The organism is Nostoc spongiaeforme FACHB-130 (assembly GCF_014698475.1).
In the GTDB taxonomy this organism is placed as follows: Bacteria; Cyanobacteriota; Cyanobacteriia; order Cyanobacteriales; family Nostocaceae; genus Nostoc_B; species Nostoc_B spongiaeforme.
On the sequence record NZ_JACJTB010000041.1, the window covers coordinates 37,198 to 63,555 of the forward strand.

The 26,358-nt window shown below is 41.0% G+C and carries 18 protein-coding genes; 5 read left to right on the plus strand and 13 right to left on the minus strand.

Annotation, left to right across the window (positions count from 1 at the left end):
• Window positions 1–12: 12 nt before the first annotated feature.
• The 4 genes from H6G74_RS23950 to H6G74_RS23965 all read right to left on the minus strand — a co-directional run bounded on the left by H6G74_RS23950 (window position 13) and on the right by H6G74_RS23965 (window position 8,774).
• On the minus strand, window positions 13–5,097 hold the full coding sequence (locus tag H6G74_RS23950; protein ID WP_190970028.1) for a WD40 repeat domain-containing protein: 5,085 nt from the start codon (window positions 5,095–5,097) through the stop codon (window positions 13–15).
• Window positions 5,070–6,404, minus strand: a complete 1,335-nt coding sequence (locus tag H6G74_RS23955) for a P-loop NTPase fold protein (protein WP_190970029.1) — start codon at window positions 6,402–6,404, stop codon at window positions 5,070–5,072. Before H6G74_RS23955 ends, H6G74_RS23950 begins: the two co-directional genes overlap by 28 nt.
• A gap of 519 nt (window positions 6,405–6,923) precedes the next feature.
• Complete coding sequence (locus H6G74_RS23960) at window positions 6,924–8,045, minus strand: tetratricopeptide repeat protein (RefSeq protein ID WP_190970030.1); 1,122 nt, start codon at window positions 8,043–8,045, stop codon at window positions 6,924–6,926.
• Between the two features lie 90 nt (window positions 8,046–8,135).
• Window positions 8,136–8,774 (minus strand): sigma-70 family RNA polymerase sigma factor, encoded by a 639-nt coding sequence (locus H6G74_RS23965; protein ID WP_190594220.1) that lies wholly within the window; start codon window positions 8,772–8,774, stop codon window positions 8,136–8,138.
• A gap of 198 nt (window positions 8,775–8,972) precedes the next feature.
• On the opposite strand from H6G74_RS23965, the gene H6G74_RS23970 reads away from it, so the two are divergent.
• The 3 genes from H6G74_RS23970 (at window position 8,973) to vapC (ending at window position 10,456) form a co-directional block, all read left to right on the plus strand.
• Complete coding sequence (locus tag H6G74_RS23970; RefSeq protein WP_062294779.1) at window positions 8,973–9,569, plus strand: glyoxalase-like domain protein; 597 nt, start codon at window positions 8,973–8,975, stop codon at window positions 9,567–9,569.
• Between the two features lie 227 nt (window positions 9,570–9,796).
• Window positions 9,797–10,045: a hypothetical protein gene (locus tag H6G74_RS23975; protein WP_190970031.1), complete on the plus strand. Its 249-nt coding sequence runs from the start codon at window positions 9,797–9,799 to the stop codon at window positions 10,043–10,045.
• Window positions 10,046–10,048: 3 nt separating this feature from the next.
• Window positions 10,049–10,456: a type II toxin-antitoxin system tRNA(fMet)-specific endonuclease VapC gene (vapC, locus tag H6G74_RS23980; RefSeq protein ID WP_190970032.1), complete on the plus strand. Its 408-nt coding sequence runs from the start codon at window positions 10,049–10,051 to the stop codon at window positions 10,454–10,456.
• A gap of 9 nt (window positions 10,457–10,465) precedes the next feature.
• Here the strand turns inward: vapC and H6G74_RS23985 are convergent, their stop codons facing one another.
• From H6G74_RS23985 to H6G74_RS24015, 7 genes are all read right to left on the minus strand, one after another.
• Window positions 10,466–11,245 carry a photosystem II S4 domain protein gene (locus H6G74_RS23985; RefSeq protein WP_190970033.1) on the minus strand — a complete coding sequence of 260 codons (780 nt, stop codon included), beginning with the start codon at window positions 11,243–11,245 and terminating at the stop codon, window positions 10,466–10,468.
• Between the two features lie 87 nt (window positions 11,246–11,332).
• Window positions 11,333–11,830, minus strand: a complete 498-nt coding sequence (locus tag H6G74_RS23990; protein ID WP_190970034.1) for a hypothetical protein — start codon at window positions 11,828–11,830, stop codon at window positions 11,333–11,335.
• Window positions 11,831–11,999: 169 nt separating this feature from the next.
• Entirely contained in the window at window positions 12,000–12,398 is a 399-nt protein-coding gene (locus H6G74_RS23995; protein ID WP_190970035.1) for a hypothetical protein, read from the minus strand.
• 360 nt (window positions 12,399–12,758) lie between these two features.
• The gene (locus H6G74_RS24000; protein ID WP_449289974.1) at window positions 12,759–14,999 is read right to left on the minus strand and encodes a TolC family protein; all 2,241 of its coding nucleotides are present in this window, start codon (window positions 14,997–14,999) and stop codon (window positions 12,759–12,761) included.
• 104 nt (window positions 15,000–15,103) lie between these two features.
• Complete coding sequence (gene kaiC / locus H6G74_RS24005) at window positions 15,104–16,663, minus strand: circadian clock protein KaiC (protein WP_190970036.1); 1,560 nt, start codon at window positions 16,661–16,663, stop codon at window positions 15,104–15,106.
• Between the two features lie 77 nt (window positions 16,664–16,740).
• The gene (gene kaiB, locus H6G74_RS24010) at window positions 16,741–17,067 is read right to left on the minus strand and encodes a circadian clock protein KaiB (protein ID WP_190970037.1); all 327 of its coding nucleotides are present in this window, start codon (window positions 17,065–17,067) and stop codon (window positions 16,741–16,743) included.
• 100 nt (window positions 17,068–17,167) lie between these two features.
• The gene (locus H6G74_RS24015) at window positions 17,168–17,749 is read right to left on the minus strand and encodes a KaiA family protein (RefSeq protein ID WP_190970038.1); all 582 of its coding nucleotides are present in this window, start codon (window positions 17,747–17,749) and stop codon (window positions 17,168–17,170) included.
• Between the two features lie 662 nt (window positions 17,750–18,411).
• Here H6G74_RS24015 and H6G74_RS24020 point away from each other — a divergent pair.
• Window positions 18,412–21,732: an ATP-binding response regulator gene (locus H6G74_RS24020; RefSeq protein ID WP_190970039.1), complete on the plus strand. Its 3,321-nt coding sequence runs from the start codon at window positions 18,412–18,414 to the stop codon at window positions 21,730–21,732.
• An 84-nt stretch (window positions 21,733–21,816) separates the two neighbouring features.
• Here H6G74_RS24020 and H6G74_RS24025 read toward each other — a convergent pair whose 3' ends face one another.
• The gene (locus H6G74_RS24025) at window positions 21,817–22,530 is read right to left on the minus strand and encodes a tetratricopeptide repeat protein (RefSeq protein ID WP_190970040.1); all 714 of its coding nucleotides are present in this window, start codon (window positions 22,528–22,530) and stop codon (window positions 21,817–21,819) included.
• A gap of 553 nt (window positions 22,531–23,083) precedes the next feature.
• Window positions 23,084–24,022: a phosphoribulokinase gene (locus tag H6G74_RS24030; protein ID WP_190970041.1), complete on the minus strand. Its 939-nt coding sequence runs from the start codon at window positions 24,020–24,022 to the stop codon at window positions 23,084–23,086.
• Window positions 24,023–24,678: 656 nt separating this feature from the next.
• Here H6G74_RS24030 and H6G74_RS24035 point away from each other — a divergent pair.
• Window positions 24,679–26,262 (plus strand): peptide ligase PGM1-related protein, encoded by a 1,584-nt coding sequence (locus H6G74_RS24035; RefSeq protein WP_190970042.1) that lies wholly within the window; start codon window positions 24,679–24,681, stop codon window positions 26,260–26,262.
• Window positions 26,263–26,358: the final 96 nt, after the last annotated feature.

Below are 26,358 nucleotides of genomic sequence, written 5' to 3' on the forward strand. Positions count from 1 at the left end.
AATTATTTTGGCTTACTGCTTCAAACACAAACTGCGATCGCTCTGACTAACTTTAGGATTTTTCTGCAAATAATCATGTAACAAATCGCAACCCCGTCTCAGCAAATTTTCGAGTTTAATATCTGCTAAAGTCCGAAAAACTACCATTCCTTTACCGCTACCTGCTGCCAGAGTTTTACCATCTGGGCTAAAATTCACACTCGTTAATTCTTCTTTATCACCTTTGAGTGCAATAAGTAATCTACCATCTCGGTTCCAGAGTTTGAGTTTATCTTCACTGGCTGCTACCAACATTTTGCCATCAGGACTAAAACTCACACTAATGAAGCTATCACCGTCTCCCGAAATATCATTGAGTAGTTTACCGTCTCGACTCCAAATTTTAACTGTGCTATCAATACTTGCGGAAGCTAAAGTTTGACCATCACTAGACCAAGCCACACCATTCACCGGACGATTATGACCTTTTAAAGTTTTTTGTGGTTTGCCGTCCCGACTCCAAATCATCACTGTTTTATCGTCGCTGGCGGAGGCTAACAATTGACCATCAGGACTAAAATCTACCCAATTTACAGCGTCTTGATGTCCTGTTAAAGTGTGCAGCAGTTTGCCATCCCGATTCCACAGCTTGACGGTTTGATCTTTACTCGCTGAGGCGATAATTTGACCATCAGGCGACCAAGCTACCGCCAATACTGTATCTTGATGTCCGATGAAAGTATGCAGCAGTTTGCCGTCAAGCTGCCAAATTTTGACGGTTTTATCTTTACTACTTGAGGCAATATTTTGACCATCTTTTGACCAAGCCACCCCCCAAACTTGACCTTTATGACCTGAGAAGGTGCGTAAAATTTGCCCTTGGCTATTTAAGATTTTGACTGTGGAATCTCGACTGGCGGCGGCGATATTACGGCTATCAGGGCTAAAACTGATACTCGTAATCCAGTCGGCTTGGTCGCTGTTGGGGTTACGCAACAGCACATCATCCCAGCGCCAAAGTTTCACAGTTTTGTCCCGACTAGCGGAAATCACAGTCCGGCTGTCAGAACTAAAACTCACACTATTCACCCAATTGTTATGACCCCGGAGAGTCCCCAACAGCAAACCTGTGGGACTCCACAATTTCACGGTTTGGTCGAGACTAGCTGAGGCAATTGTATGACCATTGGGACTAAAACTAACGCTGGTGATTTCGGCTGTATGACCGGAAAAAGTTCTGATGAGTTTACCTTGGAGATTCCAGAGTTTGATTGTTTGGTCTAAACTGCCGGAAACAAGAGTTTTACTGTCAGGCGACCAAGCTAGACTTTTGACAGCATCATCATGTGCTGGCCAAGTTTTGAGTAATTTACCTTCCCGGTTCCAAAGTTTGATAGTTTGATCAGCACTGGCTGAAGCGAGAATTTGATTATCCGGCGACCAAGCTACATCTAAAACAGAACTTTGATGTCCGGTTAAGGTGCGGAGTAATTTTCCATCACGACTCCATAATTTTACGGTGTTGTCGGTGCTGGCTGAGGCGATAACTTGCCCATCGGGACTGAAACTCACGCTATTCACTACAGCCGTATGACCTTTGAGGGTGTGGAGTAATTTGCCTTCCCGACTCCATAATCTTACGGTCATATCTTGACTACCAGAGGCGATAATTTGCCCATCGGGACTAAAACTAACACTGTTAACTATATCTTCATGTCCCAACAGAGTTTTGAGTAAAGTACCATCAGCCCGCCAGAGTTTAATTGTATTATCGGCGCTACCGGAGACAATTAAGAAGCGATCACGGCTAAATACAGCACTATTCACCCCTCCGGTATGACTTTCTAACCTGTTAACCTCCCTGACACCTGACACTGCTTGGTATAACGCCGTTTGCACTTGCTGTTGTGTGGAGGGGTCTACCCAAATAGCCTGTTCTAATTTTCTCCCGGCTTTGATTCCTTCTTTTAACGCATCGATACCTTTTTGGGATGCAAATAAAGCTTCACTAGAAACACTCAGGGTTTTAATTTCGCTATCTAAAACGCTAATGATGGAAATTGACAAGCCAACAATTGCTAAAAATGCTACCGATAAAGCAACTTTCAAAGAACGATTTAACCTGGCTTCGTTTAGCCTTTGTTTTTCTTGGGCTGCTGCGAGTTGTGCTGTGAGTTCCTTTTCTTTCAACACCGACCTTAATTGTTCAATTTCTAACTGACTTAATTCTTCACGCTTGCGTAATTCTCGTAATTCTGTAACTAAATCAAACCCTTGCGGGGGTGGAGACTCTGGAAGTCTAGCTTGTTGCTTTTTTTGGCGTAGTTCACTTTTGAGGCGTTCAATTTCAAATTCACTTTGATCAACTTTGCGACGTAATTGATCAAGTTTGACTTGTAAACTTGATTCTTGTTCTTGCAAGTACCGAATCAAATCTACTAAATAATCATGAATGAGTTGATAGCGTTCCGGCACATCAGGAAATAACACAACCAAACCAGAACTAACTAAAATATTCAAGACTAATTCTAATTTACCCGCATCTTCTAATTCAGCAATTTCTGTAGTTAATTCGGCACGGGTTTTAAAAGGTCTTTGATTGGTTTCATCTGTGAGTAAATATAAAACTAATAACGCGGCGCGTTCATTTTCGGGGCCGCAATCTTTGATTAATTCTTTAATATACCGCTCAATCAGTTTGTTGGGGCGATATGGTTGATATTGGGCTAATGTATTAATCCGTTCATCTTGGAGTTGTGCGCCCACAACTTGTAATTCTATTGGTCGGACTTCGCCCAAATCTGCGGATAAATCTTCGACCAAAGCCTCGATTAACGCAGGTTCTAAACTCATCTGCGATCGCTCGGTTAATTTTTGAATAATTACCTTGGCATATTCAGGAGAAAAATTATTTAATTGATATCGAATGTTTTTATCGAGAATATTATAATCAATGGCTTCTAAGGCGGCGAGATTTTTAAATTCCAGCAAGCGATATAAATAATCTTCCCGGATGGAAAAGATGATTTTCACAAAGGAAACATTTAAACAATCTCGCAAAAATCTATCAAATTTTTGCCTCTCTGCTAACTTACTACAAGTAAAGAAAAATTCTTCAAATTGGTCAAAAATTAAAACTGTAATTAAATGTTTATTGGCATTTTCAGTTAATTTGGTCAAAATATCAGCCGTGGTGATGGGTATATTACTATCAGATGCGCTGACATCTATCACTTCTTCTCGTTGAATGTGAGACATCGCCGCCGTTAAAGCTTTGCCAAATTCGCGCACCCAATCTGTGTAAACTTGAATTACCACAGGCACAGCAATTTGGTCGCCGACGGTACGATTTTGTAAGGCTGGGACTAACCCGGCGCTAACGGTGGAACTTTTACCGACACCAGACTGACCGTGAATAATCATTAATTTTTGGTCAGCACGGCTAATTTTGCCAATTAAGTTATTAATATCGCCTTCTCGCCCGGAAGCCGCAATTTCTAAAGCAACGCTGCTGGTTCCCGAAGGTGACATCAAAGCGGGGTTAGTGGCTTGTCGTTGGGGTTGTAAACGTCCCGCGCCAATGAAAGCCCGAAAACCATATTGTTGTTCGACAGAACGCCGTTTTTGTCTGATAGTATAAGCTTCTGAATATCGCCCAGCCGCAAAGTAAAGCGATCGCAGTGTGCGTAATAAGCGAATATAACGATGGGCGTTATATTGATGGGCGCTATTTTCCAAAGCATTCGGTAGGGCTTTTGCAGCTTTTTCTAAATATTCATTTGCAACTTTATGGTCGCCTAAACTTTGTTGGGCTTCGGCTAAAATTAAATAATAAATTTGCGCCAGTAAGGAGGGAAATAAATATTGATGGGAAGCGCCTTGTCTTTGAGCTTCTCCTAATTTTAATAAAGACACATGGGCTAAAATACTCGCCTGCATCCACCGTGACTGTTGCAAAGCAACTTGAGCTAAAAAACCATAGTCACAAGCCAGTTGAATTTGACTACCATAAATTTGATGTAGTTCTAAAGATTTTTGCGCTACAGTCTGTAATTCTGACCACTCTTCTAAATGTTCTAAAACTTCTGCGAGTTGACTAATAAATTCAGCAACAATATCAAATCGTTGCGCCAACTCTAAAACATTACATGATTGTTGTAAATAAGCTTTCGATTCATCCCAACAACGACGATTTTCAATTTGATTTTGTTCGGCGAGGCGGATATAACACAAACCCAAATAATAAAGTAATACACCTTGACGGACTAAGGGTGAAGTATGATTACTGAGAATATCTAATTCCGTAGTCCAAGTATTGGGAATGGTGGAGAGAGAATTTTCAGTACGGTTTTCTAAGGCTAATTGTTGCCAAACTTTTAAACTTTGTTGAAAATGAGTTAAGGCTCGCTGAATGCGATCGCTTACATAATTATCCAAGCCAAACACAAATTCTAAGCTGGCGTATAATTCTGGTTCTAAAGTAATTCCGCGATGACGTAATTCCTGAATGGCAAAATGCAGTTCATCGTTATGTTCCCAGATTTGCTCTAAGGTTGAATACTGCTCATTACCTGAATTATCTTGATGTTGTGTCGGTAAAACTGTTGCAAATAACGAGTCAGTTTCTTGGCGTAAAAAATCTTGCAGTTGTGTCGTCGTCATTTCAAACCGAATTGGTGTCGCCGCCCAACTCGCAAAATCTGGTGCTAACCGCACGACTTTTTGCAATATTTCATCATTCACCCAAAAAATCATCGGGAATAGGTGACGTTTGGGAAATTCATCCCGAATTTGATTAATTGAACTGAGTAAATCATCAATATGTTCTACCGATTCTAAACCCAAAATATTCAATGCAGATGGTTGTGGTTCATCAGTCCGCAACTGGATATGAATTGTGCTGTAAAGACTTCTCGCATTTTGGGGAATCACGAGTTTCTGGACTGGACTTGATGCAGATGCTTCTATTTGTTGGAGGATTTGCGTTTGTAAAACCCGATAGTTACAACAAACCAACACTACAGAAAATTGTCCCCGCGATAGGGAAATTGCTCTGCTTAAACTACGTAAAGCCCGCTTGTTAGCTGATTTTATATCTGCTTGTGAATCTTCAACCATGATTGAAATTTTTGTGTCTCAGCGATAACTGGGTTGACAGCAAACCAAGCACCTCGATGGTCACGATATTCAAAGACAAATAAACTGCGTAAAAGAGCGTGATAGGCGATGTCACCACCAACTCTTTGCTGTTCTACCACCTGAAAAATTAGTTCCCATTCATGGGGGTCAATGGCGTGGGCGCGGTAGTCTCGTTGACGTTGAATTACTAGTTCTACACAGTCACGCTCAAAAGGTGGATCTTGTTCTCTTAAGCAGTCAAACAGCAACCCCAGTAAATCCCGGACATGACCACCGCTAATTAAGCACAATCGATCCAAAGTTTCCAGGTTATCAAATAGCTCTGTAACTAAGCTTAAGCGATCGCTCACTTCAATGTCAGGAAAAGCTCTGGCTAAGACCATTTGTCGCATCAGTGATAGCCCTTGGTTAAATATTTCCCCAGAACGCAAACGTACAGGTATCATCGGTAAAACCTTGGGCGCAACCCCACCACCCAAACGATGTTGTAGTTCGGCACTATCGTTAGAAAAAATTAAAGATAAAGGAATAGTGTAAACTAAATGACAAGCCAGTTTACGTAATTGTTCGCCACGTTCAATAAATAAGTATTCTGGCAGCGATCGCCCCGATGGTAAAGGCCGAATCGCTACCCTATCCAAGTTATCAACAATGACCACTAGACCTTTTTTACCTTGATTTTTCAGTTCGTTATTGGCGCGTTCTAGTAGTTCTTTATTGATGGACTGCAAAATATTTTGGGTACGCGGTTCGAGATAATCTCTTAACCGTCGCCGCAGTTGGGGACTTTCTTTGGTTTTGGCGGTGATTTTCGCTATCCCCACAGATAATTCTGCTTCTACACCCAAGTCGATTGGTGTTTGCAAAAAATCGACAACTTCTGTGAATAACTTGGCGAAGTAACTCGGCTTGAGGCGAATTTTATTAGCTTCCAGAGTTTCGCTCACTTGTCCCGCGATCGCTAGTAAAATATCTGTTACATCCACATCTGCCATTTCTAAGACATGGGTAGACTCAAAATAAACTACCTGAAATTTCTGCTCTTCTAACTCAGCTTTCAACCGCAATAATTCTGTCGATTTCCCACAACCCAAATGTCCCGTAAACAATTGACAGGTGGGAGTATCAGGGGAAATCCGCGTAATTGTCCGCAGCAACGCCTCAATAATTTTGCCACCGCGCACCGCCGCAAAATCGATATAATAACGGCGATCGCTTGCATCTCCCATCACCAGAGGGCGACTAGGATTGCAAGCCTGATAAAATCTTTCTAAATCTAAAGGCATAATTAATTTTATTTACTTTGTAAACAATCAGGGATAGTGCAACCTGCTCAATTAATATATTTATTTTGATTAATTTAGATCGTGTGCAACTTTCTCTTAAACCTAACCCCCAACCCCTTCCCTACGAGGGAAGGGGAGCAAGACTCAAAGCCTCTCTCCGACACGGAGAGAGATTTGGAGAGGGGTTTCAAAAATAAGTTGCACATCGCGTTAATTTAGGTATTTATACAATAAAATTAACTGAGTATTCCTACTTTAATTAGTATTTTTTTAAATTAATTTATATTTATTTTTTTATATCACATAGTCGCAGCAAATTGAGGTCAATCACACAAATTCCATCCGCGTTCATCCGCGTGCATCTGCGGTTAATTATTTTTTCCTGTACTTCACTGAGTCGAGAACCACGATATATTTTTCTCAAATACAAATAGATCCCCGACTTCTTCAAGAAGTCGGGGATCTGCTTTTCCATCGCATATTTTAATCAACAGTTGGATAAAACCAATCCCGTAAACATCAATTACGCTTTTTCTGCAACTTTGTTAATCTATCTTTTAACACCAGTTCGCGTTTCGTGTCTTCTAGAGTATTGGCGATCGCAATTGCTCGTTCGTAAAAATTCTTAGCTGTAGCATAATTACCTAACCGCTCATAGAACGCCGCATAAGATTCAAATGATTTTAACTGTTCTGGCAGATTTTGTAATTCTTGGGCGATGACTAAACGTTCTTGGAGTAATTCAAAAGCGCGTTCATTGCGTCCGACAGAAGTATGCGCTTTTACTAAACCATCAATGGCGCGTAATTGAATATTGCGATCGCCATTCAGTCTCGCCAATCGCATTGCTAACCCATAAGCGCCGATAGTATCGGGATAATTCCCCGCAGCCAGATAAGCATCACCTAAATTATTCAGAGTGTTAGCTTCGCCAATTGGATCATTTTTTTGGCGGCGATAACTTATAGCAGTTTCATAAAGTTTAATCGCTTTATTGTAATCGCCCAGTCTTGCAGTAACTAAACCTAAATTGCTCAAAGAAAGTCCTTGTCCCTCGATATTGTTCACACCTTGAGCAATAGTTAATGCTTCTTGCACAGCCTTTCCGGCGGCGACTGTTTCATCTTTTTGCAAAAGAATTGCAGCAATATTATTTAAGGCAAAAATTTGGGCTTGAAAATCTTTACTATCCCGTGCGATCGCTAATCGTCGGCGTAAAGCTTCTTCCCCTTCTTTGTAACGCTCTTGTTGAATATAAGCTTTAGCTAGTAATTCATAAGTTAACCCGGTAGCTCTCACATCACCTATGGAATGATAAATCTCTAAAGCTTGTAAGCAAGAGTCGATAGTTTTTGCCGCATTACCTGAGCGATATTGTTGTTCACCAATCCGCAGCAAACTATCAGCTTCATCTCTGTCATATTGCCAACTCGAACTGTTTATAGGACGATGAAGTTGTTGAGTAATATCACTCGCATTGGCCGCAATTGGAGTTAATAAAAAAGTCAACAGTAAAAAGAAAAAACTAAAAAATGGGAAATGATCACCCCGTCGTCCAGTAGTGATACCCTTCAGCAGCCAAAATTCGTAGCTTCTAGAATTTAAGGTGTGAGCGGATGGGAAAAAATGCCGTTGCTGCATAAAACTTACCTGTGAAAATTCGGCTTAAAGTATAAAGTTTCAGTAAAAGTTTTATTTTGTGCGGCATAATCACCAATAACACCAGCAATATTACGTAGTCGACGATAGAACTAAATCTTCTCCCAGGTATATAGAGCGGATGTCAGCAGGTAATTTAGCCTCTAGCATACGATAGCCTTCTTGGAGAAAATTGGCTACTTCGGCAGGGGCAATTCTTTCGCCTTCCGCTTGCAAATAAGCTGCAATTCGGGTTTCACTCCAATGGAAAGTTTGTGCCATCAACACCATCAAACGTAAGATCGGAGGTAACTGGTCTAAAGCTTTTTCCACATAACACCATAAAGGCGGCGAAGTGGCTTGCAGTGAATAATGAATTGCTTCCGTAGGCGGAAGTTCAATCTCGTTAATACAAAAAGCTGTGATGTTAATCAGCCAATTTTGTAAGGTTAAACCTTCTTGTCCGGGTTGGGGGTTTTCTAAATCCAGTCCGCCCAGTTCGTAATAGATATGTCGCCAAGTCAGGGCAAACAGATAATCTGCCTGCACAGGCGATCGCGCCGAATGTTGAATTAAGGTATATACAATCGGGCTGTAACGACAAAAAATCACCGTGAAATACTTGCCAGCCTCTGGATATCGTTGAAATAGACTCAGCAGTTCCTGGTCATTGTGATGAAACAGCGACTTAACTAGCGGGTGATTTGTTTCGGGAAAATGAGGAATTTGCATAAGCCTTTTCGCTAAGAGTTGTTAAGATTAATGTTTATAACAATAGCCCCAGAGTGCAAACCGTAAAATTTTCGTTTATGTCTGTTTGCTGTTCCAGATCAGACCACTTTAGTATTGATACACTAAAGACAAGGACTTAATATTAGTCTCTATCAATAAAAATAAAAGCGGCTCCCTTATACAATCTTCAATTTGTTCATGGTTATAGCAGCTAATGTAATGCAGTTTTTACTTGCTCCGTTGACTTTCGGCTCATTTTTACCATCCCTGCCTTTAGATAGTCTGTTTTCGACTCAAGGCATTATGGTAATGCTGCTGGCGGCTTATGCTGGTGCGATGTGGATGTTTCTCAGCAGTGCGCCCAAAGTTCACACAGTGATGGTGTCAGATTTGGAAATTGCCCGACAGTTGTACGAAGGGCTACTCGATTTACCAGCCGCAGAAGTGCCTCTGCACTACTACTACAACTATGAACAAACCATCGGCACAACAGCGATAGATCCTTTGTATATGTCCGCCAGTCCCAGTTGGTCGGGCAAAACAATGAATAATGCCAACGAAGGACTCTGGTATCAACTAAAAAAGAATACCCAGCTACACGTCATTACCGGAGCTAGTTTAGGTAGCAAAAATCAACAGCGTCACGTTTGTTTTGACCGTGACTGCTTAGAAATGATTTTATTGCGGGTAGAAACCCGTGGTTTAAAATTTAAAATTCGCAACCAAAAGCCTTTAAACTTCTTAATTAAAGACTATGAAGGGCGGATTATTGAATTAGCCGAAGTAGCAAATTAATTAGCGAAGTGAAAAGCTGAGAGAAAATGTAGAGACGTAGTAATGCTATGTCTCTATATTTATTTTGGTTAACTGAAATAGACATAGAATTACGTACTGCTAAAATTTTGAATAAGCCCTCAATACTAAACATTTAAAAGACCTTGTGGAACCACTCACTACAGCAGCGATCGTAGTTGGCACGTTAATTCTGAACAAAGCTAATAGATTAAATGAGGAAATTTACTATGCAGCTAAAATTCAAATCAAAAGTTGATGCAGAAGGGAAATTGTTGTTACAACTTCCCCTTAAATTAGCTAACCAAGAATTAGAAATAATTATTAGTGATTCTTCTGAAGAAACAATACCTACACCTGAAGAATTAGGTTATCCTGCTGATTTTTTTGAAAAAACTGCGGGTAAATGGGAGGGAGAAATCTTAATTAGAGAAAACTTAGATAAATGTGATCCAAGAATTTGGGATTTGGAATCTTAAATTATGATTTATCTGCTAGATACTAATACTTGTATTCAATATTTGACAGGGCGTAATATTAATGTAATTAATAAGTTTAAAGTTACTCCCCGCCAAAATATTTGTTTATGTGATGTAGTTAAGGCAGAACTGTATTATGGTGCGTGCCGTAGTAGCAAAAAAGAACAAAATCTAGCTTTGTATGAATTATTCTTCTCAAAATATATCAGTTTACCATTTGATGGCAAATCAGCTAGAATATATGGCGAAATTCGCTCAGAACTTTCTAAATTAGGTACTCCTATTGGTGCTTATGATTTTCAAATTGCGGCTATTGCCTTAGCTAATGAGCTAATATTAGTTACTCATAATATTAAAGAATTTCAAAGAGTTAGAGATTTAAAACTTGAGGATTGGGAGGAAAAATTCTAAATTTCAATGTTACATATATCGCGTCAGTTGGACACGGTAACGGTCTTTTTTCGTAATCGCCACTTCACCCACTTCTAAACGCCCTTTACCGCGAATAGCAACTAAATCGCCGGATTTGACTTGAAAACTAGCTTGGGTAATTTCCTTCCAGTTAACACGCACATCGCCACCATCGATTAAATCTACCATTTTGCTGCGAGACATGCCAAAACCAGCACTGGCGATCGCATCTAATCTTAAAGAAGCTTCTACAGTTGTTAATTCTTTTTTCTTGGGTTCCCGAATTTTTAACTCGCTAATGTCAATTGGTTGGGTTTTTACGGGAACTGAGCGTACTTGTTGCAGATTCATCTCTAAAAATTCTGCCATTTCTGGTACAACAATTACCTGCGCTCCCCGCTCTCCCAAAACAATAATGTCTCCTGTCTTCTCCCGGACAATCCCCGTTCCCAACATTGCACCTAAGAAATCACGGTGACTAGCAGTATCGAATAAAAAATTACCTGCAATTTCTAACGCCACAATAGCCACTTGTGATTGATCTAAGGGAATTTCTCCACGAGCGATCGCAATTCGTTGGCGTTCGGCTTGGGGATATCCGCCCCATGCTAATAACTGCACCTCAGTTAATCGATTAAAAACCCGTTGAATTTCTGCTAATTCTGGCGGAGACAAAAAATCAGTCAACACCACTTCCCAAGTTTTGATCGCTTGTTCCGCCTGATCAATCACACGCGCAACAGAATCTCGATTTTCTACACCCTTTAAAAGTTCTTCTCGTGGCAACATTATTAAAAGTCAATAGTCATTGGTCAATTGTCTTTAGTCTGAAGAAAGGAAGCTAAAAGATAAATTTCCCACTTCCTACTTCATACTTCATACGTCAGCATAACCTTGAATATTTTCTGGCTCAAACTGACGTAGTATTCTGGTGGCTTGGCGAGTCAGAGTTTCCGAACCCTGAACCACGATTAAATACTTACCAGCATCCAAGCGGTTGCGATAAGGTAGCGCATCTCCACTACCTGTAATCAAACCTACTCCACCACCAACAAACACAGCACCCATAGCGCCACTACCAGCCCCCAGTAATCCCCCAACAACGTGATTACCAATTTCCCCAGCCCAAGCAAAGGTATTTAACCCAGTGATGAAACTGAAGGTAAAACCAGCAAAAAAACCAAATGGTACTAACCAAAACGTCATTAGTTTTGCTTGCTTCTTAGCTTGCTCTTTGGGATCAATCAAACCAAACTCGTCAGCAGTTTTATATCCCCTACCTAAGATTGTGCTGTTAATGCTGTCTTTTTCTAATGCTAAATAAGCAGCTTCAGCTTGGATACGGTCTGGTAATACAGCAACAAGGTAATTCATTGATCTAACAACAGTTTCCTGAAAGAAGTTCGCCTTAATTAACAGGGTATCAGGAAAAAAGTGCTGAGTGCTGAGTCTGGAGTGCTGAGTGCTGAGTGCTGATTTATTATTCCCCCTTGTCCCCCTTGTCTCTCTCGTCCCTCTTGTCCCCCTTGTCTCCCTTGTCTCCCTACTCCCCACTCCCCACTCCCAACTTAATCGTATCCAGTGGTTCACAAAAATTGTTCACGCCTTGCTTGAGGACATAGATTAAAACTGGTGTCGCCAAAATTTTAGGGAAAGTAGGCATTGTTTTGAGATGTGCCATCATCTCTAAAATCGAGCTATTTAACAATTCTTCTCTAAATTCTGATTCACAAATTACCGCCCGCCACTTTTTCGCCAAAGCATCTAACCATTCAGCATTTGCTTGTTCTGGTTCTTGTCCGGCTTTGATAGCGAGTGTCATAGCTGCATCTTCTAAATCTCCTTCACAGTCTTCAATTAAATCCAGTGCTTCCATAGCTACGGGATCATCTGCTAACTGAGAACGAAATAAGGCAATTTCTTGAGATGTCACTTGAGTCATGAGTAGTCTGTAGTCAATAGTCCATAGTCAATAGTCTAGAGTCAATAGTCCAGAGTTAAAAATTTCAACTCTCAACCAGAACTATTGACCATTGACCAAAAAAGGCAGGAGGCAGGAGGCAGAAGAAGAATTTCTATATTTAATTCTCCGATTGCATACCTCATTTAGTTACAACCTGCTGTACACTTTGCGATGCGAAGCACAAGAAATATCGCGTCTAGGTGAACCCTGAGCGCAGTAGTTCGCGCAGCGTCTCCGACAGGAGAATGAGAAGGGTTAATAACCTCAATTTATTTCTGGAGATTCCCTCCTGCCTCCTGCCTTTGTCCTCCTGCCTTCTGAATAATGACCATTGACTAATTAACGAAATGACCTAATAGTAACTGCACGCTGTAATCGAGCTAAAGCCCGGTTGTAATTTAAGATAGCGGTGACTCGATTACCTTCTGCTCTTGTTAAGTCAGTTTCGGAGTTAATCACATCAGTTTGCGTACCCACCCCAGCTTGGAAGCGTAACCGCGCCAGACGTAGAGCTTCTCTGGCTTGTTCTAGGGCTGTGTTAGCTGTTTGCACGTTGTCTAAATTAGACCGTTGGGTAGAAAAAGCCTGTTCTACTTGGAAGCGGATTTGGTTACGCTGCTCGGCAAAGTTGGTTTCTGCGATCGCAATATTGGTTTTGGCTTGAGATGCTCTAGCCCGTGCTGCACCACCATCAAACAAGTTCCAACTTGCTCTCACCCCAACAGAATAACCATCAGTAATGCTGACACTATCGTCAAACTGATCCAACAAGTTGTAGTTAGCAATAAAACTCAATTGTGGTAAATTCGCTGCTAAGGCTTGTCGGCGCTGTTGTTCGCTAATTTTCCGTTGTGCCAACTGCTGTTGTAGTTCTGGACGATTTTGAAACGCCAAAACAATACTTTCTTCTAATGACTGATTCCACAAACCAGCTAACTGCACTGTATCTGCCGCACTAATAGTAATATCTTGTGGCAAACTCAGGGTAGTGACTAACTGTCGTCGGGCTATTAGCTGATTGGAAATTGCATTAGTTAAGTCTTGTTGAGCATTGGCTAAGTTAACTTGCGATCGCAAAACATCAAAGCGAGTCCCAACTCCCGCACGCTCTAAGGCTTCCGCATCACGCAAACTCGCTTGGGCATTTTCTACTGCTGACTGGTTAATCCGTACTTGCTCATCGGCTTCTTGCAAGTCGTAATACTGAGTAGTCACATTCAGGCGAATTTCCTCAGACTGACGTTCCACATCCAATTCATTGAAACGTACCTGTTCCTCAGCTTCTTTAATCGCCGCTTGTCGTCTTCCCGAAGTATAAATGTTATACGTCAACTGCGCTTGACCATTGAAACCAGTGCTAGGTTCATCACTGTTAGAACTTAACCCGGCTCGCCCATTTAACGTATCTTGTAGCTGACTAGAAGCCGACTGACTGCGAGTAATATCCGCATTCAAATCCAAAGTCGGATACAAGGCGGCCTGGGCTTCCCGCAAAGCTCCTCGACTGCGTTCTAACTGCAATACAGATATCTGTAGTTCTCGATTATTCCGTCGCGCTACCGCCAAAGCCTGTTCTAAAGTAATTGGTTGATTCCCTTGAACAGTCACTTCCTCGGCTTTTGTCGGAAATTGCAGAGGATTCGCCGTCGGAATCAAGTTTTCTGGAACTTGGACAGCATCAGTAGTAGCTGGACTAGTATTGCTGGGTTGGGGAGCATTAGCAGGTTCTACAACTGGAGTTGGAGTAGCTGTTGGTGCTGTCTCCACTGGCGTAGCACCAGAATCACTAGTACTAGGCACAGTTGTAGCGTCTGGTGCTGTTTCCGCAGTTTCTGGTGTGGCTGTATTGTTTTGTGCCGTTAGCTCTCCAGTTAACTTTTGCGGCTCACAACCTCTAGAGTACAAAGATAGCGCCGTCGATATCCCAATTTCCTGTGAGCAACTGCGTGCTGCTAACAATTTTGCCGCCCCTGCACCCTTAAATACCGTTGGTTGGGCTATGGGCAACTGAGTTTTTAAATTTGGCTGTGATGCTGCGGACTGTTGAATCGAAGATAAGAAAACAGGTTTTTTTTGAATAGCAGAAACTGGGGAAGTAGCAGAATTAACAGATGTATGATTAAATTTCTCTCTCGCCGCAGTCGCTGATTTTTTTGGTTTTTGAATTCTGCGTGCATTACGCGGCTCTGACTTTGGAGAAAAATTCAAAGCCGGTGTCGAATTGGCAAAACCAACTGGATGTTTCTGAGGTATTTGTGCCAGTGTTATACCAGTATTTTCTGTCAATTTATCTGGATGACTTTGACTATTTAAAGTAGGCACATTCAAGGCAATAGACTCAGAATTAGAGCCTGCATCTGGAAACATCTGGTTTGCAGTCTTAGGCAGTTGAGTGTTATCTGCTACTATGTTATGACTTTCAGTTAAAGTCACAACACTAGACGCAGGTTTTTGTTGTACGTTACTTACTTTTACTGTGTTAGCCAAGGCGGGTTGGGCTGTTAATACCGCCATTGTTACGCCAGGTAAGAAAGTATGAAATAATTGCTGTCTGTTATGAAATAATTGCTGTCCTTTCACCGCATCCCCTCACACGAAAATCAATCTAGCGGCAGAAACCTTTTCTTCACCACAGAATATAGCACGATACTAAATTGAAGAAGGGATATAGCACGATACCAAATTTAGGAATCGGTACTCCTTTTGTCTTCAAAACTTCTGACTATGCGAGAAAGTTCTGCCTTTTCGTCGATGCTAACGCGGGTAGGCGCACCACTCACAATCCGTTCGTAATTCCTGAAAGAATCTTTAATTTCTGGGCCGTCAGCCGTAATATTATACTCACGAATTCCCTTATCGTGCCAGGAACCTCGCATTTTAAACACGTTAATTGCCCGCGACATTTCTCCACGAATTTCTACGTACTGCAACATCAAAATTGTGTCAGTAATTGTAGAAATATGTGAGTCTGTAATAGAATGAGAACCCATAAATTGGTCAGTTGTATTGGTAAAAAAGCCAGTGATTTCTTCTTGTTTGGCATAACCAGTTACACCAATCACAAACTGACGAAAAGCGTTATTACTTACACCTCTGGCTAAGGCTGAAAGTGAATCAATAGCAATTCTTGCTGGTTTAAAATTAGCAATTTCTGACTTAATAATTTGTAGGTGATCTTCTAAACCAGTAGATTCGGGATAGGTACAAATGATTTTGAGTAACCCTTGATGTTCTAATTCTTCAAAATCAATGCCCCAAGAAGAAGCATTACGTGAGAGTTGAGCGCGTGATTCTTCATAAGCAAATAAAATTGCGCGTTCACTGTTAACACAACCATTTTGCAAAAATTTACTTACAAGTAGTGTTTTCCCAGTACCAGTAGCTCCTGTTGCTAAAATAATCGAATCTTTAAAGAAACCACCACCACACATTTCATCAAGTGTTTTGACACCAGAGGAAACGCGGACATTAGAAGACCTTTGAGTTAAGCGCATTGCGCCCAGAGGAAATATGTTGACTCCAGCATTAGTAATGGTAAAAGGATACTCACCTTTCATGTGGGTTGTACCCCGTAACTTGAGAATTTCCGTCGTCCGTCGCCGACGTTCTCCTTCTAGTACATTCCGCACAATTACCACGTTATCCGAAACAAATTCTTCAACTCCAAAAGAAGCTACAGGTCCATATTCTTCACTTCGTTCTGTGGTAATGATGGTAGTAACATTCAATTGTTTCAACCGAGCTACCAAACGGAAAATTTCGCGTCTGACGACTCCCACTGCTTCATATTGTTGAAATACGGCGGTAATTGAATCAATAGACACTCGTTTGGCTTTGTATTTCCGAATGGCATATTGTAAACGCTCAATTAATGCCGAAAGGTCAAAATTACCAACAATATCTTGACCTTCAGGATCTGGCGAAGCATCGAGAATAAATAACTTACCTTCATCAATTAAGCGTTGTAAGTTCCAACCAAAAATATGAGCATTTTTGATAATGTCGCTAGGCGATTCTTCAAAGGTGACAAATACACCAGGCTCATCAAAATAAGTAATGCCGTTATATAAAAACTGAAGGGATAATAAGGTTTTACCTGTACCAGAGGTGCCACTGACTAAGGTAGTTCTACCAACTGGTAAACCACCATGACTAATATCGTCAAAGCCCTCAATCATTGTGCGGATTTTTTCTACACCAGCAATTGGTGTTGGGTTCTGCTCTTTTTGCTCTTTTTCACTCATTGCCTGATCATAAATAGGGTTTTTAACCCAGTTTTTCTCTTACTAAAGGTACTATTTTGTCTACAAAAAAATTTAGATTAAAGGTTTTGGGGTTCTTCCCAGTCTTCTTCACTTAGTTCTTCATACAATAAATCTAATCCAATTAACACTCGTTCTCGATCTGAAAGATCACCAATAATTTTCCGAACAGGAGGTGGCAAAATTTTTGATAATGTTGGTGTCGCTAAGATTTTATCTTCTTCAGCTAGTTGGGGATTTTTCATTACGTCGATGACTTTAAGTGCATAAACACCTTGAAATTCTTGATCTAATATGTTTTTGAGTGTTTTTAATGCCCGGACTGAGTTAGGCGTGTTCCCAGCAACATAAAGTTTGAGAACATAAGTTTTTCTGGCTTTATTCATAAAAAGATGAACTTAAACATAAAAACTAAAATCTAACTTTGGTGATTGATTTTATGTAAATACGACTGTTGCTGATATGTTTGCTGAAGGTAATAATGACCTATTTAGAAATTGCACATCTATAAGCTTCACATAGGTGGGCTAAGATATCTATAAGAGTCAAACGGTAATCAAGTAATGTTTCATCACTCCTTCCTTCTAATTTTAGCTGTTTAGAAAACTCATCAATGAGTTCCATGTGAATTTCGATGATTTGAGGCACAGGAATATTAGCACAAAATACTGTATTGATGAATTTATCGATTTTTTCTTTCAAGGTTTTGTCTGTAGTAAAGTAATCTATAAGAATCTGGCGATAATCAGATTTAATTTGTTGTAATAATACCTGCTGATCCACTTGAGTCATTTGCTGAAAAACCTGTTGTGGTTTTTGCTGCTGGCAAGCAAACACGTAAAAATATTTGTCTATAAAATTTTGATTAAGATTCGTTGGCAACCAATTTAGTAAGGAGTAAAGTCTAGCTGTAGTGGCAGACACCAGAGCAGATGTGCTAAATTGAGCGGAACTAGGCTGAAAAGAGTACTCACTGCTTGGGTTAAATGGTGGTTTTGTACCTAGTTGAACTAGGTTATCTAAAATTTTTTTAACATTTGGTTGGAAAAATAGTATAGGTAGTAGCATTTATATATTTAAACATCTTGCTGAATCACTCCAACCATCGTTGGTTAAGTTGAACAAAGTTTGAGAGAAGCTTGAGAGAATCTGACTAATAATTTAGTTAAGTTGTTAGTCAATTCCCAATTACCGCTCTAGATAAACACATTTCTATAGTGGCTCAACGACTACATAAAACAAGTAAGCAGGAAGATGATTTATTGAGCGGTAAATGAGGTGTTTGTTAGAGAGGGTACATTAGTTGATTGAGATTCGCATATTATGTATATCCATCAGAATGTAGATTTTTTGATTTCACCCCTTGATAGGATACTTAAACTAACTTAAAGTCGGCTCGCATTCTAAATCATTATAATTCCTCAAGGTTCTAAAGCGAGTCTTGAGAGCCATAATTGTTTTAGCTGTCACTCTTGATCAAACGTGACAACACTAGTAAAACACTGTCAGGTTATTTCCCCAAAGTTATAAAGTGGCAAAGGCAAAGGCAACCAGCGAGGCAGGGCTGGGACAATTAAATTTACCACGGCAATGGTCTTAAGGCTCAAACAAGAATTGGGGAAATGAGTTTGTTGATGAGGATGTTATTGTCAGCGCGAACACTATTTATTTATCCGATCGCCAATGTTCAAGCTCAACGCTGCTAGAGGAAGAATTAACCCCAAGGCCTTATGTCAATGCTACAGTACCCGCTTTATAACTTTCTAGCAACCGTACCTAAATGTGGTGAAACAAGTACGTTAGTAGCGGCTTTAGAAGTTTTTGAGCAAGAAAATTGCGATCGCCTAGTAGTAGTTAATCAACTCCAAGAACCAATAGGGTTGTTAAAATCTGTCCATTTAACCCAAAAACTGCTGATCGAATCACCAGAAGAAGAATATTTGGATTTACTGCAACAGCCCCTAACCCTGTGGAAGCACAGCATTTTTGAGCCATTACAAATATTCGCAGCCAGCGATCGCGTTGAACAATTTGTGCAGTTTTTGCGTTACTATTCAGCCTCATCTAGCCACAATGTGAATTGGACATTGGTTGATGGTGAAGGCAAGTTTTTAGGTTTGTTAGATAGCAGTCGTTTATTGCGATTATTAGCCCAGGAAAAAGCAGGCAAAACATCCGCTAATTTCTTGAGTTCGGCTGGTCAAGTATCCAGAGAAACACCAGACACCGCCAGTTCTAAAGTAAAAACTCACTGGCGATCGCGCAAAACTCATTCATTTCAGCCACTGCGCCACAAACCCCTGATCAAGTTACTCGAACAATTGCCTTGGCCATTGATGCTGCAAACCAGTACAGGAGAAATCGTCACCCAAAACCCAGCTTGGTGGCAACAGTTGGGAGGTTTAAAAGATCCCGAAGACGTGCGGCGACAAGTAGTACATATCCTGTCGCCAGCCTTAGCCAAACAACCAGAATACGCAAGTCAAACGGCAGTGAAACTTCCCTATAGTGAAGATGGCACATTATCACAATTCAAGTTTAATTCCGTAGAACATACATGGGCATTGAAGCATGAAGCTTTACCCCATAACAGTTTTCTCCCGCCATCACCAGCAACTTCACCCACTTTTAATCGCTGCTTTTTAGATAGCCAAATGGGAACTTGTACCTGTGTTGTCGAAGAACAAAACGGTCAAGAAAGAATCTGGCAATTTGCCAAAATTCCCCTAGATAGCCCAGAGTTGCGCGTTTTAGAAGAACCAGCCGCTAAAAATCATCCTCACTTGTGGTTGGTTTTAGGCACTGATGTCACCGAACAGCAACAATTATGTAAAGAACTAGCCGCCAAAAATGCCGACTTGATTCAATTAAATCGGTTAAAAGATGAATTTTTGGCTTGTATTAGTCATGAACTGAAAACCCCCCTGACGGCAGTTTTAGGATTATCACGGTTACTGGTAGACCAACAATTAGGGGAATTAAACGAACGACAAGCACGCTACGCCGGACTAATTCATCAAAGCGGTCGTCATTTAATGAGTGTGGTCAACGATATTTTAGACTTGACCCGGATGGAAACTGGGCAGATGGAATTAACCCTCGCACCAGTGAATATACAAGCTGTGTGCGATCGCGCCCTCGCCGAAGTCACAGCAATCCACACTCAAAGCAGCAAAACTGTCCCCAGTAGCCAAGCCCATATCAGTTCTACAGTCCCAAAATTTACCTTAGCCATTGAACAAGGCTTAGAACAGATGGTGGCGGATGAATTGCGCCTGCGCCAGATGTTAGTACATTTGCTTTCCAACGCTTTTAAATTCACCGAAACATCCGGCGAAATCGGTCTGCGCGTTAGTCGTTGGGAAGGCTGGATTGCTTTTACCATTTGGGATACAGGCATAGGCATTCCCGAACACCAGCAACATTTAATTTTTCAGAAATTTCAACAGCTAGAAAATCCCCTCACCAGACAATTTGAAGGAACCGGTTTGGGACTGGTTCTCACCAGAGCTTTAGCCCGCTTGCATGGCGGTGATGTCAGCTTTTTGTCTCAAGAAGGCAAAGGTAGTCAATTTACACTCTTATTACCACCAAGCCCCCCAACCACGGGTTTTACTGATCCAGAAATTAGCAATCAAGAAGATAGAACCCAGCAAAATCTGGGTGTGCAGAAAGTTCCCCTGGCGGTGACTTCCCAAGGGAACAGTAATCAACATCTCCCAGGTTGTTCCCAAAGATTAGTGCTGATAGTGGAAGCCGTGGCTCGATATATAGAAGATTTGGCAGAAAAACTCAAAGGTTTGGGTTATCGAGTCATTATTGCCCGTTCAGGAACAGAAGCCGTCGAAAAAGCCCGACGCTTACAACCACAAGCGATATTTTTAAATCCTTTATTACCATTACTTTCCGGGTGGGATGTGCTGACATTGATCAAATCTGACTTAGCCACAAGACACATCCCCATCATTATTACCGCCACCGGTGCAGAAAAAGAGCAAGCATTTGCCAACCAAGCCGATGGTTTCTTGAGCTTACCCATAGAAAATCAAGCTTTAGCACCTCTGTTAGACAAATTATGTGCCGAACCCACAATTCCCACTTCTGAGGTTGGGAGTACGCCCAAAATTACCAATAATCAACCATTACGAATTTTGAGATTGGTTGATCCCGAATTAACATCGACTAACCCCCACCCCTCATTGCGTGAGCATCGGGTCATAGAAGTGGATAACCTAGATCAAGCAGAACTCTTAGCTAGGGTTTGGCAATTTGATGTCATCTTATTAGATATAGAAGGTTCCTTAGCCCAAAGTTATTTACAACAATTGACACAACACCCGCGCTTAGTCGCTCTCCCATTGGTGACTTGTGATGTGGCTACTAGTTTGGCGGCTTCCCAGATACCTGGACTTTCTGTATTTCCCTGCTTAACACCCTTTGGAAAAAACAGTCACAGTCGCTCAGACAAACTTGATCCTTTGTTGTCAGTATTACAAATTGCCTCTGGTATTTGCTGTCCACCAAGTATTTTAGTCGTGGATTTGACCACACTCCATGATTTACCCCAAATCAGGCGGAAACAGGTAAGACACGATCGCACCCTGAAAAATGCTGCTACTAATCATGTGACGAGCGAAAGAGGCTCAGAGTGGTTTCAAGCTTTAATTCAGTATCTGCAAACAGCAGGTTTAAAAGCCGCAATTGGGCGCTGTTGGGCAGAAGTTAACCAACAAATTCGCCACAATAGCGTTGACTTATTGCTCATTTGTTTGGGAGAAGCACCAATTCACCAGGATGTGTTACAAGCATTGAAAGCATTAAAATTTGTAACGGTAAATTTACCGCCGATTTTAGTACTTGATCAACGTTCTCAGCGTGAGCAAGTGAATTTTCCAGCAGAAATCAAGCCGCACAAACATAGCAACCGAGATAATTTAGATCAATCTCTCAGAGCGATCGCTACAGAAATTTTACCTCGTTCCATGTCAATGGAAGATTTACTGCATCATGTTAATCAGGCTTTACTGCACCATCAACAAGCAAAAAGCTAGTGTTTGAGGGTTAAGAACCTCTCCCCCCTTACCTACGAGGGAAGGGGGCTGGGGGGTTAGGTTTTTGATTACTGAATCGATGCTCTACCGTTGCGATAGTAGTTCATTTAACCAAGTTTCGATTTGTAAGCGCAAACGATAACTTGAAGCATCAGCACTATTCTGGTTTGTAGATAGTTGTGCGATCGCGCGACGATAATCAGCGATCGCACAATTCCAATCACCCCACAGATGATAAGTCCGGCCACGTTCAGCCCAAATATGCGCTTCTAACTGACCAAACAACAGGGCAATTTCCAAATTTTCTACTGATTCTTCATACTGCCCTAAATCGCGGAAAGTAATCCCCCGGTTAATCCAAGCTCGCACATAACGAGGATTCAAATCAATTGCTTGGTCGTAATCAGCCAAAGCGGCGGCTAATTCTCCACAAGCTGCGTAGTAATTAGCGCGATTATTGTAAGCACTAGCCAAATTGGGATTTAAATTTAAGGCTGTGTTGTAATCACAAAAAGCCTTTTGCTTTTCACCGCTTTGAAAATAAATTAACCCGCGATTGTTGTAATCAGCAGCGTTGTGGGGATAACGACGAATTAATTCATTTAATAAAGCGATCGCTTGAGTATATTTTCCTTGTTTCGCTGATTTTAAAGCACAAGCGCGTAAATAACTTTCTTTGACGGCAGATTGTCCACTACCATTAGCCTCATGACTTGGCAAACCAAATGTATTATTTACAACATATTGACAACTGTTATTTTGCTGATCGCCAGAAGTTAAAAAGGAGTGACCATTCATAGTTTACCCGCCTCAGATGCTCGTACTTAGAAATTAATTTAGAGTTTTATCTATGGTGGTAGTTCTGCCCCAAGGTTATGTATAATGTGCTTTCGATTACTTAGTAAAAAGTATCTCAGCCGCAATAGTAGGTACTACAACCAGTAAATAATTAGGTCTTACACCTACAATTCATGCACTAACTAAGTAATAGATACTTCACTCGCAAGTAGAATTCCAGAAAAAAATAAATATCAATCTTGGCGGGGATTAGAAATGGGTAAGGCAGGAGGCAGGTGTAGGTTGGGTGGAGGAACGGAACTCAACATTCACGCATACTTTGTTGGGTTACGCTATCGCTACACCCAACCTACTATTCTTTTAACTAAAAGGGTGTAAAGGTTTTGGAGGGGTGGGAAGTGTGGGAGGATGGTGAAGAAATCTTTCCCCCCACACTCCCCACACTCCCCTCTCTCCCCACACCCGCTACCCATACGTGAGAAATTCGGGTACACCCCATACCCTTACACCCCTACACCCATTCTTCGCAGATAATCTTGGTACGGAAGTCCTACTATTGATAGATTTGCGTTGCCTTCAGCATGTGGTAAGTAATAATTAACTGAGTCAAAGCCAAGGGATAGCTTTGTAAGGTTTCGCCAGTTGTACCAGCAATTTTGCCAAGTTCGGGATTACTTTCGCGATCGCACACACTACGTAAATGGGGCATATCCGAACAGATAATATGTTCGAGTTTATTCACCTGCTCTAAAGTAGCGTGACCATCCACTTCCAAAACATCCACAGGTTTATTCATATCGCGGTCTAGCCCCAAACGAATAGCTGACCCAGTAACACCACTGGTCAAATTAATAATTGGAGTGAAATCGGGGTGGGGAATCGTGGGACGCAGCACTAACCGCACATTCAGATGACCATTGCTTTCATCCTCTTCACCGTTAGGCGGATAAAAACTCACTACGATGTCTGACCATTGGCGTTGGGGACGAATAAATTGTTCTGAGTCTGGTTCGCGTTTTTCTAATTCTGCTAATACCTGTTCGGGAGTGTAGCCGCGTTTTAGGGTATCTCGTTTAACTTTCCACTGGGCGCGTATCGGTTCGGGAGGTGCGAGGTAAACTTTGACATCATAACAGTCACGGGCGGCACGGGTAGAATAGCCAAGCAAGCCTTCTATAATTACAAATTTATTGGGCTTAATGTATAGGGGAGCCTCAAAAGTACCTGTTTTGTGGCTATACACAGGCTTGAGAATTGGCTGTCCTGTACGAAGTAAGGACAGGTGCTGCTGCATAATATCTAAATGGTTGCAGTCTGGGTGTAAAGCTGTAATACCAATTTCCGCACGTTGTTTGCGATCATAACGGTGGTAATCATCTGTACAAATCAGCGTGACATTTTCTGGCCCTAGTACCTGAGCGATACCTTTAGTTAGTGTTGTTTTTCCCGCAGCACTATCACCCACAATCCCAAGAATTATTGGACGGTTCATACCCACCCCCGACGCGAACAATTAGTAATAAATTTTGCAGACACCGTTTTTCTAGTTTAGAAGGAAATTAGCGCCTAGCTGGTTTCAAGGTCTTGTCTGCAACATCTCTATACATAAAGATATCTGTGTTATTGTTAATTGCCAAGATAATTATGTAAATAAGTTGATACAAATCAAGTTAAATATTTAAGATTGTCATTGGTCATTTGTTTTTAGTCATGGGTGAGTTTTAGGGATATATTTACTTTTCTTCAATTATTAATATTTATTGCCATAGCAATCCTAAATGATATACAAACATATTTCTACCTTGTCTACCTTGTCTCTTTTGTTCATTTCTCAAATAGGAAGGACTGCTATCTTGACTTATTGATTTTGTTGGGATGTTAGGAGTTTTTTGTTGATGAGCGATCGCGCCAAAAACATCAGTATTTCAATAGTGTTAAACTGTATATTACTCTGCTTGTGTGCCTATCTGAATACTTAATTTTTCCTACTTTGGGTGTATAGGCAAAAAATTACAAAAATCTCTACGATGACAGAGTAAAGAATTAATATTTGCAGTCAAGAAGTATTAAGCCTGGGTTGCAACTAGCTGGCTGTGCGGTATACCGAAGAAAGACGGTAGTGTTGGGGATCATTACAGGGCAGGGATTATGGTAATTTTAAATGTTTCAAAGTTGGATCAGGTTGATCAATTTCGCCGCTTGCAGTCAACTTTGCGCGATCGCTGGAAAACCATTGAGCTATTCGATAATAGTGAAGCAGATATCGTGGTTGTTCCTTCCCTCAGCATCGATCAACGGGAACTCCAAAAAATAGAAGGTTGTGAACATTATGAAGAAAGATTGTTATTTTCTTTAATGCGGTTGCGAAATCCTCGCACAAGGCTAATTTATATTACCTCAATGCCACTGCATCCCAGCATTATTGATTACTATTTGCAACTGTTACCTGGCATTCCATTTTCTCATGCACGCAATCGCCTACTTTTACTTTCTACTTATGATTCTTCCCTGCAACCTCTCAGCCAAAAAATCTTAGAACGTCCTCGCTTATTAGACCGAGTTCGGCAAGCTTTAAGGCTAGAAAAATCATTTATGATTTGCTACAACGCCACAGATTTAGAAGCAGAATTATCTTTAAAATTAAATGTACCGTTATATGCAGCCGCACCAGATTTACAAATTTGGGGAACAAAAAGTGGTAGTCGGCAAATTTTTGCTGAAAGTCAAGTTCCCCATCCAGATGGTAGTCAAAGAGTTTGGAACGCCCAAGAATTAGCAACAGCAGCCAGCGATTTATGGGAACGCCAACCAACCTTAAAAAGAATGGTAGTCAAACTCAACGAAGGCATTTCTGGAGAAGGTAACGCCCTACTAGATTTAAGACCAATTATGAATGTAGCACCAGGGCAAGCTACCAGTGAGTCAAGAATAGCAGCAATTAACAGCAGCTTTTCTACCATGCGCTTTCAAGCTAAACAAGAAACTTGGGCAAATTTTTCAGGAAGAATCACAGAGTTAGGTGCAATTGTTGAGGCATTTATTGAAGGAGAAATCAAGCGTTCTCCCAGTGTCCAAGGACGCATTACACCCACAGGCGAAGTTGAAATTCTCTCCACCCACGACCAAATTCTTGGCGGGCCAGATGGTCAAATTTATCTTGGATGTCGCTTTCCCGCCGATGAAAGCTATCGCCTACAATTGCAACAATTAGGCTTAAAAGTTGGCAGAAAGCTGGCAGAAAAAGGCGCATTAGAAAGATTTGGTGTTGATTTTATCACCGTTGATCAAGGGGATAAAAATTGGGATATTCAAGCAATTGAAATTAACTTACGTAAAGGTGGCACGACTCATCCTTTTATGACCTTGAAACTATTAACAAATGGTCGCTATGATTTGTCTACAGGATTGTTTTATAGTCAGCAAGGTCGTCCTAAATATTACATTGCCACTGATAACTTACAAAAAGACCGTTATCGGGGATTATTACCAAACGATTTAATGGATATTATTGCCCATCACCGATTACATTTTGATAGTGGTACCGAAACAGGTACAGTCTTTCATTTGATGGGATGTCTCTCTCAATTTGGCAAATTAGGATTAACCAGCATTGGCGATTCTCCCCAACAAGCAGAAGATATTTATAACAAAGTTGTCAATGTATTGGATGAAGAAACCCGCAGCGACAACCAAAATTTTCCCCTCTTTTCTGATTATACCAATTCTCTATGAACCTGCATAGAATAAAGCTTGATGGAAAAGAGCTTCAAGGATGAAATCATAACTGGTCAAAGAGGATACTAATTCAGAAGATAATTGAGCTAATAT